Raw genomic sequence first — 12008 nt, 5'->3', positions numbered from 1 at the left:
ATTTATTGATTATCTACTACTTTGTTGTCATAGATAGGCGCATTGCGGTCTTCAAAAACCACTTCGTCCTCAACAAATTCTGGTTTGACTTCGACAATAAAGTCTTTGCGCGACATACCTAGCCACAGTGGAATCGCACTGGCGATATACACCGATGAGAAAGTACCTAAAATCAAGCCAATGAGCAATGCTACTGAGAACCAATGTAAGCTTTCGCCGCCAAGCAGCAGCATCGCGACCACCACTAGCAACACCGTTGAAATGGTCATAATAGTACGACGTAGCGTTTCAGTGAGCGATAGATTGACAATTTGCGTTGGGCTCGCACCACGGACACGGCGAAAATTCTCACGGATACGGTCAAAGACCACGATGGTATCGTTAATCGAATAACCAATCAGTGATAACACCGCGGCAAGCACGGTCAAATCAAACGGCCATCCGAAAAGTGCGAAAATACCCACGGTGATAATACTATCGTGAAATAACGCCAACACCGCGCCTAAGGCTAATTTGGCTTGGAAGCGCACCATCACATAAATAAACATACACAGTAATGCCAGTGCCGTTGCCCCCAAGGAGCTGACATAAATCTCATTACCTACTTGACTGCCAACCACGTCAATATTCTTGATGGTGGCATTGTTGTTGGGTAAATCTAACGCAGTATCGAGCGAGTTTGATAACCCTTCGATTTGTTTTTGCGGTGGCAGGCGTACCAAAATTTCTTTGTTACTGCCCAAATATTGCACCACACTGTCATTGATTTTATGGCTTGATAAGGCTGACTGAACTTGGGCTTGTTGCACCGGTTGCTCATAAACAACCGTGGCTGACACACCGCCAGTAAAATCCAAGCCTAGATTTAAACCTTTGGTTAAAATAGCGACCAAACCCAGAATCGTTAAGATGGCGGATAATATGGCAAAAGGTTTAGATACCTTTAAAAAATCAATAATACGCCGACCGGCAAAGAATTTTTCACCGCCAAAATCCTCTGCCGAAAATTCAGCGCTGGTAGCGTTAGCCACCGCCAACCCAGCGGTTTGGGTTGCAGTGTCGGTAGGTTGAGCAGGCTGCTTGACTAAATTTTTATTCACCCCTTTACCATTACGGCGCGGCGTTTTGCGGTGCTGTTTATTTGATGCCATTTCATCACTACGACGTACGCCGAGCTCTGAGAGTTTTTGCTCGGGGTTGATGGGTTCTGAGCCGTCTAAACCGTCTAGATCCTCTAACTTGTCATCATTCATTATTTATTCGCTCCTTAACCAATACTTAGGCGTTTGACAGTTTTGCGGTAGCCATAAGCTAACTGTACCAGTGCACGCGTGACGGTCACTGAGGTGAAGATAGAGCTGGCAATACCAATGGCTAAGGTGACAGCAAAACCTTTAATCGGACCTGTACCAATCGCAAATAAAATAAATGCGACAATCAAGGTAGTCAGCTGTGCATCAAAAATACTGGTAAATGCGCGGTTAAAACCTGCCACAATCGCAGATTTTGGTCTGGCGCCGTTGGCAAGCTCTTCGCGGATGCGTTCAAATATCAGCACGTTGGCATCCACCGCCATCCCGATGGTTAACACGATACCTGCGATACCCGGCAGGGTTAGCGCAGAACCAATCAATGACATGATGGCTAAAATCATCATTAAGTTAAAAATTAACGCAATATTGGCAATCAAACCAAATAAACGATAAAAAATAATCATAAATAAGAACACGAGTAAGTAGCCGACTTGGGTAGAGAACATACCTTTTTGGATGTTATCTTGTCCCAATGATGGACCAATAGTACGTTCTTCAACAAAATACATGGGCGCCGCTAGTGCACCTGCACGAAGTAACAAAGCCAGCTCTGAGGCTTCTGCATTACTATCTAAGCCCGTGATTTGGAAAGTTGAGCCAAAGACGCCTTGAATGGTCGCTTGATTGATAATGTGGCTTTCTGCGTAAGGTGTCCTTACTTCTTTATTTTGACGCGTCACTGGGTCTGGCTGGAAGGTGATACGCTGCTTATTTTCAATAAACAGCACAGCCATTTGTTTGCCCACTGATTTTGCTGTGGTATTTTGCATCAAACGACCACCTGCGTTATCCAGTGTGATATTCACTTGAGGGCGACCGTTTTGATCCATCCCTGCTTGGGCGTCTTGTACATTTCGACCGGTGACCACAGCTTGACGTTCCAATAAGGTTTTTTGTGGGCTATCGACTTCACCAAATGAATAGGCTTCAGTGCCTGCAGGCAATACCCCAGATGGATTGGCTTGGAAAGTATTGTTTTGGTCAGACACCATACGAAATTCTAGATTGGCAGTACGACCAATGACCCGTTTGGCTTCTGCGGTATCTTGTACCCCGGGTAATTCCACCACAATACGGTTGGCACCTTGGGATTGCACCACGGCTTCAGCCACGCCTAGCTCATTAATACGGTTTCGTAAAGTCGTCAAGTTTTGGGTGACCGCATCTTGAGATATTTGTGAAATCGTCGACTGGGTCAAGGTCATGTTAATCGCTGGACCCCCCGCATTGATGAGCGGTTGTAATTCGTAATTTGTCCCAAAGCGACTACGTAACACATTAATGGCTTGATCACGCGCGGCATTATCGACAAAGTTTAACGTCAGATTATTTTGCCCTGCTTGTAAATTGGTCACGGCAATTTTTTGGTTGCGTAGCTCTGTACGGATATCTCGGGTTAGGTTTTCCAAACGCTGAGAGACGGTTTTGCTCATATCGACTTCTAGTACAAACCGTACACCACCCCGCAAGTCCAAGCCTAATTTAATAGGATTGCCGCCAATATTACGTAGCCATGCTGGCGTGGTTTGTGCCAAGTTTAGTGCCACCACGTAATTGTCGCCAAGCTTTTCTTTTAGCACTTGTTGCGCTTTAAGCTGCGTTTCAGTCGACTCATCACCAATTTTTAACAAAGCTGATTTACCATCAAAACTGTTGTTTTTGGTTGGAATATTGGCGGCATTTAGGATGGTTTCCGCTTGCTTTAGCACATCATTGGTCAATGTGGTACTAGCGGAAGCCCCCGTGATTTGAACGGCGGGCTTGTCTGGATAAAGGTTTGGTAGGGCATACAGGGTGCTCAGTAGCAGCACAATGCCGATTAAAAAGTATTTCCAAGCAGGGTAGTGCATAATCTTGACTTCTTAAACTTGATTTTTTTAGGTAACTAGTTGTTCTACTAGGTTTATTAACCGTAGGGCTATTAACCGCGATCAACAAGGCAGTACAATATCATAATAGCCAGTTGGCAACTTAACAGAATGCTAGGTCGCCAACCTGACAGGTGAGCTGCATCAGCAATTATTTAAGACTATCAATGGTACCTACAGGCAATACCGAAATGATTGAGGCTCGTTGCACCATCACCTCTTGGGTAGTATTTAATGCAACAACCGCATATTCACCTTGAAGTTTTTTGATTTTTCCCATCAAGCCACCGGCAAATACCACTTCATTGCCTTCTTTAATGGCATCAATCATTTGACGATGCTCTTTGTTACGACGGCTTTGTGGTCGGATAATAATAAAATAAAAAATAGCAAAAAAAGCCAATGGCAATAGCATTTGCATAATGGTGGAAGCACCCGTTCCAGTAGGCGCTGCCGCCGCACCTTCCGCATGGGCAGATTGGATAAATGCTAAAATAGCGGTAAGTAGCATAGTTAAAATACCCTTAAATTGAGATTTAGTCATAAAATGGTGATAAAAACAACCTGTAATGATAACCGATTTAGCCAAATTAATAAATGATTAACCCTTGTTTGCTGAAATAATTCAGCGCTGTAAAAACGATGATTGATTTGGCGATCTAGCGATTTTGGATAGTTTTGGATAATAAGTTCAAAAATTTTTATCGGGGTTATTCACTATTTTATGCTTGATAATTAACAATGACGTAACAATAAAGTTAATGGTTATGCTATGCTTAGTTGTAACAAATTATTTCTTTTAGGGTCAAACAATTGGGTGTTACCAATTGAAGGAAAATCTCATGAGTATCACGTTAAATTTTCAACCGATTGATAAAATCCGAAAGCAAGTAAAGTCAAAACTATGGCTAGGTCTAGTCATCGCGACTTCGTTAACCGTCCCAACGCTGGCAAACGCTGAAATCACCCAGCGTGATATCGACAATTACGGTACTGCAATGGCGGCTGCAGCAAATGCCAAAAGTATTTCGCGCGTTGCAAGCCTAGTGGCAGATGATGCCTTGATATCCGTGTCGCGTAAAGGAAAAACCACCACTTTAAATAAAAGCAATTATCTAAACCTGCTGCAAAACAACTGGTCAAAAGCAACGCGATATGGCTATGATATCCAATTAAACAATGTGGTAATTAGCGGTAACCGTGCCAAAGCAGATGCGATAACAACAGAAGTCATCGTCGAAAATAACGTGACGACACGTTTAGTAACAACTTCACGTATTACCTTTGCTGAAAGCGGTAATTCGGTGTTATTGTCTAGGGCGATTAGCCAGCTTGTAATTGAAAAGCACTAAGTTAGTGGTATTAAAAGTGGTGTTAAACAGGGTGGTGCAAAAGTTTTGTGCCACTTTTTTTATGGATTCTAGTATAATTTCAGCCAATATTTAATTTCACTGGCTTGAAATCACAGCCGTTTTTTTATTTATAATGTCAAATTTTAGCTTATATTCGTTCATAGCTTTACGCTATGAGATGGGTATATGTCCTACATCTAAATTGCAAAAAAGAGCTAGGAATTATCATGTTGCTTTCGATAAGCCATTCATCAAAAAAAACTATCAAACCGTTAAGTTTAGCTATTTCTTCTATTATTTTGGCAGCCTGTAGCAGTGCGCCAACCAGTACTACCAGTCCAGCGGGTAAACCCATGATTGGATCATCCAGTCACAGCAAAAGCACGGTGCGTAGCGCGCAAGAAAATGCAGCGCTACTGGATATGGATAGTTTGGATGAACTGGAAGGCCTGCTTGAAGCCACCGACATGACCATGGTAGAGAATAACGCTTTGTTGGTTCAGCGCTATGGTAATCTGTGGGATAGACTGCGCGTCAATTTTCGTATGAACTCCAATGTGTACGATCCGCGTATTGAAGCGCAAAAAAGTTGGTTTATTAGCCGCCAAGACTATCTAAACCGATTAACAGCGCGTGCTAGCCGCTATTTATACTACACAGTGCGCGAAGCTGAACGTCGCAATATTCCAACGGAACTGGCATTATTGCCTGTCATTGAAAGCTCTTATGACCCCAATGCCAATAGTAACGCGTCTGCTGCAGGGTTATGGCAGTTTATTCCAAGTACAGGCCGTATTTATGGGTTAAATCAAACCAGCACCTTTGATGGTCGCCGTGATGTGATTGAGTCAACCCGTGCCGCTTATGACTTTTTGACCGCCTTGTATAACCAATTTGGGAGTTGGGAGTTGGCATTGGCATCCTACAATGCCGGTCCAGGCCGTGTCCAATCCGCGATTAATTACAATGCAGCGCGCGGGTTACCAACGGATTATTGGTCGCTCAAACTACCCACTGAAACGATGAACTATGTCCCTCGATTTTTGGCTGTGGCGCAAATCGTCAAAAATCCGAGTACCTACAATGTGTATTTACCCGCAATTGCGAACCGTCAGCATTTTAGAAGTGTCCCTGCCAATGTTGGCGTGAGCTTGTATGAGATTAGTAGTTTGACAGGCGTAAGCTATGAAGAACTGCGTGCCCTAAATCCTGCGTTGATTGCAGGTACGGTAGATATGTCAGGCCCAAGCCGTATTCTGATTCCTAATGATCTCAATGAATCAATTGACCGTAAAATCACCCAATTACGCGGTAATGGTTATATGAGTCAGCAAGGTTATTTGGCAAACAATAGCTATGTCACGCCTAAAACTGTTACACCGACTTATAACACACCGACCACAAACTCTGGCAACCAAACCCGAACTACCACCACAAGTCAGGGTGATTCACTCAGTGCCGCCAAACAAGCCTATAGCAAAAAAGAAACAGTTAATTTGCCATCGTCTAGCAGCGATTTGGCGGCGATGGCAACTAGTATGGTTAAAAACCAAACCACGACTTATATCGCCCCCATTCCTAGTACACCAAGCATCCAAAGCCGCAATACAGTAATCAAAGAACCACCGATTACCGCCACTGAGCAAAAAATAGTGACCGCTGAAATGCAGTCTACCAATACATTACCAACCACTTCAGCCGTTGTTACTGCCAACAACACCGTGGTGCAAGAACCACCTTTATCCAATCAAGAGCGTAACTTGATTGCTAAAGAAATCGAAAAAACCGCACCCCAAGTAGAGCAAGCGATTAACCCTACAGATGGTAATATCAAGCTCAATGCCATCCAGACCCAGCAAGCTATATTAGAAGCCAAAGGCGAAACCAAAAAACTCAGTTACGAAGAGCCGCCAGTGGTGTTGCCAAAAGAGGTCAAAATTACCCAAGCGTCGAGCTTAAATGGTAAAGCACCAAACACGGCGCAAGTGACCACGAGCAAATCCAATACCGCCAGTGAAAGCAATGCTGTCACGGTTAGCAAGCCGGCTGCCAAAAAACGTCCGAGCGGCACACGCAGCATCTATCAAGTCAAAGCTGGCGACACCTTGGCAAATATCGCCAGTCGTATGGGTGTGAATTGGCGAGATATCGCTGAATGGAACCAAATTGACCCAAATGCCGCCTTGCTAGCAGGTTCAACACTTTACTTATACAACGCCAAGCCTATCGAACCCAAAGTAGCAGAAGCGCCAAAACGTAAAGCCAATAGCTATATCGTGCAAGCGGGGGATACCTTGACAGGCATCGCTGACAAGTTTGATCTAAATGTCGGTGAGTTAGCAAAATTCAATAATTTACCAGTAACTTATCAAGTGCGTACCAACCAAAACTTGTGGTTAATTTCAGACAAAATGCCAAAGCCGCCAGTGGCACAGCCAGTAGCGCAAAAGCCTGCCCCTGCTAGAGCTGAAGTGCAACCGGTATCCAGTCGTTATACGGTTCAGACGGGTGATACCTTGTCGGGTATCGCTGATCGATTATCCGTATCGCCCAAAGACATTGCTGATGTCAACGGTTTTAACACCAATTATCGTGTGCAAAAAGGACAAGTCATCATCGTGCCTGTCACAGTTGAAAAGGTCAAATATGCGCTAGCTGGCAAATCGATTAACTACACAGTACGCCCAGGTGATAGTTTAGGTAGTGTCGCCAATAACTTTGATTTAACGGTAGCAGACTTGGCGAAAGCCAATTATCTAAAACCCACAGCCAACTTAATTCAAGGGCAAAAACTGGTTATTCCTCAAGCAGGATTGGGTACGGTGGCTAGTGTGACAGCGACCCGCGAACCTACCGTCAAACGCGACTCTGCAAAACCCGAGAGCAAAAAAGAAACAAAAAAAGAGACCAAAGCAGCCAAAGACGCCCAATCAGAGGATGATAACAAGCTAGCGTTAAACCCAGTAAGTAAATATAGTCATGGTGATGCACAAGGCTATCAAGTAAAATCAGGTGATAGTCTGACAAACTTGAGTGCAAAATATGGCGTTTCTAAAAGTGAGCTTGCCGCTTTAAATAACTTAAAAGGTAATGAGTCGTTGTTGATTGGTCAAAACATCAAAATTCCGAAAACCACAACAACCTATAAAGTCAAAGCAGGCGAAGGCTTAATTTCTTTGGCAGGACGCTTTGGCATCAGCCCTAAAGAATTGGCTAGTTTAAATAACTTGTCACCAACAGCGTCGCTAAAAGTAGGTCAAACCATTACGGTGCCAAGATAGGTTATAGTTTATAAAATAAAAAACCACTGTGTAAAAATAGTGGTTTTTTACTTAAGTTTTTGCCCGGTTTTTATAGTTTAGTTTTTATACTTAGCAAGGAAATAATAGGCAATAAAAAAGCGTATTTAATTAAAAATACGCTTTTTCAGCTATAAAGAGATAAGGGTTAATTAGTTAACGATATCTTTTAAACTTTTGCCTGCTTTAAAGCTTGGGACTTTGCTTGCTGGGATTTGGATTTCTTCTTTAGTTTGTGGGTTACGGCCAGTACGTGCTTGGCGTTCTTTGACACTAAACGTACCAAAGCCAACTAATGACACGGTATCATTAGCTTTCATTGCTTCGCCAATCGTTGCGATAAAGGCATTTAATGCTTCAGTTGATTGGGCTTTAGAAAGGCCACTTTTTTTAGCAATGCTATCAACTAATTCTGACTTATTCATAAGAATATCCTTCAAATTTTTAGGGATGAAAATAAACGTTATATATACAAAGCACACGCTTGGCAATTAATTAGGCTCAAAGCCTTAAGTATCAAGTGCTGCATAAGTAATTATGATTCGATTATAAGTAAACTCCAACGGCTTCACAAGCAGTTTAAGCATAATTTCTGTGGAATTAAGCATTGATTAACGTGTTTTTGCAAAATATAGCGGTTGGCACACCAAACGATAACATTTTATTTCAACAAAAACCGCTAAAACTTGTTATATAAAAGCATAATGGCTGAAATCAATCTAGCCATTATGCTTTTATTAGCAGCCAATATGAATATTGAACGACTAGCATTGTTTTATACCAGACTTACAATAATTAATGTTATTAACAACCTTTTGAAGTTACACTATCGACAAATTACAAAACCCATATTTGATTAATTTTGTGGAAATTTAATGAACGATAATTTTCAAACTTCGACCAATGCCCCAAGCAATATAGCCACGACAGCGCTCAATGTGGTATTAGTGATTATTGAAACCTTGCTGACCCTGTTGCTACGTTTTGATGCAGATCTTCGTAAGACTGTTTATCCTTTAGCCACGACCAATACTGTCGTTCGTATTCATGCTTATGTCCCAAGCGTCACTTTTTATATGACCTTTACGGTTAATGGTATTTTGCTAGACAGCCAATTACAGCCTTCTCAGCAGGTCGATGTGACCATCAATGGCTTTACTTGGCAAATTGCACAGAATTTATTTACCAACCAGCCTAAAGCCATCGAGCAGCTACAAATTCGCGGCGAAGCACAAAAGATGGCAGAGGTGAAGGCTTTTTTACATCAAATTGGTATCAATCAGCTATTACAAGTCATCACAAAGGCAGTCAAAGGCGATAAAGACAAGCAAAAAACCAAAAAGCCTATCAAAACCGATGCTGACTACAAACAACAAGTTGAGATACTCAATAGCCAAGTCAACGCCGCAAATCTACAAAAAACAGCGCTTGAAGCACAAATTGTAGAATTAAAAAGTAAAAATCAATGGATGAAACGCGCGGCAATCGCATTTTTTGTATTATTCGTTATTTGCGCGATTGGTTGGGTAGTAAAATAACACCCATTCTCCTATATTACTTTGATAAAAAATTGCTTTGATAAAAAATCGCTTATCATTGAGTAAATAAATCCGAGAAATAAATAAATCCGAGTGTTTTAGTAAGAATTAATCTTGACTAAAAGACTCGGATTTTCATATAATAGCCATACCAACCATAAAACGTGTTTTCACAGCTTACTGTGCTTGAACGGATTTAAATTTTTAACTTAAGTGGGGCTACTATGCGATTGACAACCCGAGGACGCTATGCAGTGACGGCGCTGCTAGATTTGGCATTGCAAGAGCAAAAACATGAATTGGCTGTGTCATTGTCTGATATCGCAAAACGTCAAGAGATTTCTATTTCTTATCTTGAGCAGTTGTTTTCAAAGCTGCGTAAAAAAGGGTTAGTCGTGAGCACTCGCGGTGCGTCAGGCGGTTACCATATTGCCAAACCCATCAATGAAATCTCGATTATGACCATTATTTCAGCGGTTGATGAGTCGGTGGATGCTAGAGCTTGCGAAGGCAAAGGCAACTGCCAAGATGGCGCTATGTGTTTAACCCATGATTTATGGAATGGATTGTCTGAGCAAATTGAAAACTATTTGTCCACCGTGACACTAGATACACTTATTAATCGTCAAATTATCCGTGAAATTTCTGAGCGTCAAATTTTGATGGTTGAAGACATGCAGGATAAAAATCAGTCTGCGGCAAACCCAATGACAGAAGCACCCGTATTACAACGGGCAAAGCATAGCACCACTAAAGTTAGTAATATTAGTAATAATCATTCATTAGCTGATAACAGCAAAACCTTAAAACAAAATTCTGGGGAGAATTTGTTAGCATGAATAAATTAGTCTATTTAGATTATGCCGCGACCACACCAATTGATGAGCAAGTCGCCCAAAAGATGATGAAATACATGACCTTTGATGGCGTGTTTGGTAATCCTGCCTCGCGTTCGCACGGGTTTGGTTGGCAAGCTGAGGAAGCGGTTGAAACTGCCCGTGAGCAAATCGCAGAATTAATCAACGCCGATCCACGTGAAATTGTATTTACTTCAGGGGCTACTGAGTCAGACAATTTAGCGATTAAAGGGGCGGCGCAATTTTATAGTGGTAAAGGTAAACATATCATTACCAGTAAAATTGAACATAAAGCTGTGCTAGACGTCTGCCGTGAATTAGAAACAGAAGGTTTTGAAATTACTTATCTAGACCCACAGCCAAAGACAGGTCTGATCACGGTTGACCAAGTGAAAGAGGCTATTCGTGAAGATACTATTTTAGTGACCCTAATGATGGTTAACAACGAACTTGGCACGTTAACAGATGTCGCGGCAATTGGTGAAATCACACGTGAAAAAGGTATTATTTTTCATGTCGATGCGGCGCAGGCAGCTGGTAAAACTCCGATTGATTTAGAGGAATTAAAAGTTGATTTGATGAGTTTTTCTGGGCATAAAATTTATGGCCCTAAAGGTATTGGTGCTTTATATGTTCGCCGCAAACCACGTGTGCGTCTAAAATCTCAAATGCAAGGTGGTGGTCATGAGCGTGGTATGCGTTCAGGTACTTTGGCAACGCATCAGATTGTAGGAATGGGTGAAGCCTTTGCCATTGCGGGCAAACGTATGGCAGAAGATGAAGCCAGACTGACAAAACTGCGTCAACGCCTTTGGGATGGCTTAAAAGAGCTTGATGAAATTTATCTTAATGGTGACATGAATCACAGTATTCCAAACATCGTCAACATCAGCTTTAACTTTGTAGAAGGCGAATCGTTGATGATGTCATTGAAAGATTTTGCCGTGTCATCGGGTTCTGCTTGTACGTCAGCGACGCTTGAGCCTTCGTACGTATTACGCGCGCTTGGATTGTCAGATGAGCTTGCTCACAGTTCAATTCGTTTTAGTTTGGGTCGCTATACCACCGAAGAAGATGTTGACCATGCGGTTGCTGAGATGCGAACCGCGGTTGAAAAATTACGCGCTTTATCACCGCTTTGGGATATGTATAAAGAAGGCGTTGATTTAAATAGTGTGGAATGGAATGAACATTAATTTGAATTAAAAATTAATTTCCATTAAAAATTTATTCAATTGAATTAATAAGTAAAGATTAGTCAGTTACGTTTGACGTAACCAGCCAAAAGGAAAATGAAATGGCCTACAGTGATAAAGTGCTTGACCATTATGAGAATCCACGAAATGTGGGAAACTTAGATAAAGATGCCAAAAATGTCGGTACCGGTATGGTCGGTGCCCCAGCGTGTGGTGATGTGATGCGCCTGCAAATCCAAGTGGGTGATAACGGTATCATTGAAGATGCGCGCTTTAAAACCTATGGTTGTGGTTCAGCCATTGCATCAAGCTCATTAGTGACAGAGTGGCTTAAAGGCAAAACCCTGGATGAAGCTAGCGCAATTAAAAACAAAGATATCGCAGAGGAGCTAGCCTTGCCACCGGTTAAAGTGCACTGCTCAGTGCTGGCAGAAGACGCCATTAAAGCAGCGATTGAAGATTATAAATCTAAAGCCAATGCTTGATTGATTGTGCGATTCTAAAAGTCTTATTGACTCATCCTCAATAAGACTTTGGCTCAGTTACTTAAAGTGAGTCGCTTAAAGATTGAAATTAGTAGATGGG

9 protein-coding genes and 1 pseudogene are annotated in these 12008 nt (G+C 42.1%); 6 read left to right on the top strand and 4 right to left on the bottom strand.

What is annotated here, in order from left to right; all coding sequences use genetic code 11:
- Positions 1–2 precede the first annotated feature (2 nt).
- The 3 genes from secF to yajC form a co-directional block, all read right to left on the bottom strand.
- A complete protein-coding gene (gene secF, locus RT084_RS01810; RefSeq protein WP_312383649.1) occupies positions 3–1151 on the bottom strand; it encodes a protein translocase subunit SecF in 1149 nt (382 codons plus the stop codon).
- Positions 1152–1267: 116 nt separating this feature from the next.
- Complete coding sequence (gene secD, locus RT084_RS01805) at positions 1268–3163, bottom strand: protein translocase subunit SecD (RefSeq protein ID WP_312383548.1); 1896 nt, start codon at positions 3161–3163, stop codon at positions 1268–1270.
- 169 nt (positions 3164–3332) lie between these two features.
- Complete coding sequence (gene yajC / locus RT084_RS01800) at positions 3333–3677, bottom strand: preprotein translocase subunit YajC (RefSeq protein WP_081454568.1); 345 nt, start codon at positions 3675–3677, stop codon at positions 3333–3335.
- Positions 3678–4023: 346 nt separating this feature from the next.
- On the opposite strand from yajC, the gene RT084_RS01795 reads away from it, so the two are divergent.
- Entirely contained in the window at positions 4024–4533 is a 510-nt protein-coding gene (locus RT084_RS01795; protein WP_313097424.1) for a hypothetical protein, read from the top strand.
- A 227-nt stretch (positions 4534–4760) separates the two neighbouring features.
- A complete protein-coding gene (locus tag RT084_RS01790) occupies positions 4761–7814 on the top strand; it encodes a LysM peptidoglycan-binding domain-containing protein (RefSeq protein WP_312383551.1) in 3054 nt (1017 codons plus the stop codon).
- A 170-nt stretch (positions 7815–7984) separates the two neighbouring features.
- Here RT084_RS01790 and RT084_RS01785 read toward each other — a convergent pair whose 3' ends face one another.
- Positions 7985–8257, bottom strand: coding sequence for an HU family DNA-binding protein (locus RT084_RS01785; protein ID WP_099808014.1), 273 nt, complete (start codon positions 8255–8257; stop codon positions 7985–7987).
- Between the two features lie 450 nt (positions 8258–8707).
- Between RT084_RS01785 and RT084_RS01780 the strand changes: the two genes are divergently transcribed.
- From RT084_RS01780 to iscU, 4 genes and pseudogenes are all read left to right on the top strand, one after another.
- A complete protein-coding gene (locus RT084_RS01780) occupies positions 8708–9370 on the top strand; it encodes a hypothetical protein (protein ID WP_313097422.1) in 663 nt (220 codons plus the stop codon).
- Between the two features lie 224 nt (positions 9371–9594).
- Positions 9595–10026, top strand: a pseudogene (locus tag RT084_RS01775) (Rrf2 family transcriptional regulator); the annotation flags it as partial.
- Between the two features lie 179 nt (positions 10027–10205).
- Complete coding sequence (locus tag RT084_RS01770) at positions 10206–11423, top strand: IscS subfamily cysteine desulfurase (protein ID WP_312383557.1); 1218 nt, start codon at positions 10206–10208, stop codon at positions 11421–11423.
- A 101-nt stretch (positions 11424–11524) separates the two neighbouring features.
- On the top strand, positions 11525–11908 hold the full coding sequence (iscU, locus tag RT084_RS01765) for a Fe-S cluster assembly scaffold IscU (protein ID WP_050324430.1): 384 nt from the start codon (positions 11525–11527) through the stop codon (positions 11906–11908).
- Positions 11909–12008: the final 100 nt, after the last annotated feature.

The organism is Moraxella sp. CTOTU48717, assembly GCF_032057165.1.
In the GTDB taxonomy this organism is placed as follows: Bacteria; Pseudomonadota; Gammaproteobacteria; order Pseudomonadales; family Moraxellaceae; genus Faucicola; species Faucicola tetraodonis.
This window is presented reverse-complemented; position numbering and strand designations above follow the sequence as displayed.

Coding starts and splice junctions, on each gene's coding strand:
- secF (WP_312383649.1), bottom strand. CDS start 1,151: ATGGCATCAAATAAACAGCACCGCAAAACGCCGCGCCGTAATGGTAAA.
- secD (WP_312383548.1), bottom strand. CDS start 3,163: ATGCACTACCCTGCTTGGAAATACTTTTTAATCGGCATTGTGCTGCTA.
- RT084_RS01795 (WP_313097424.1), top strand. CDS start 4,024: ATGAGTATCACGTTAAATTTTCAACCGATTGATAAAATCCGAAAGCAA.
- RT084_RS01790 (WP_312383551.1), top strand. CDS start 4,761: ATGTTGCTTTCGATAAGCCATTCATCAAAAAAAACTATCAAACCGTTA.
- RT084_RS01785 (WP_099808014.1), bottom strand. CDS start 8,257: ATGAATAAGTCAGAATTAGTTGATAGCATTGCTAAAAAAAGTGGCCTT.
- RT084_RS01780 (WP_313097422.1), top strand. CDS start 8,708: ATGAACGATAATTTTCAAACTTCGACCAATGCCCCAAGCAATATAGCC.
- RT084_RS01770 (WP_312383557.1), top strand. CDS start 10,206: ATGAATAAATTAGTCTATTTAGATTATGCCGCGACCACACCAATTGAT.
- iscU (WP_050324430.1), top strand. CDS start 11,525: ATGGCCTACAGTGATAAAGTGCTTGACCATTATGAGAATCCACGAAAT.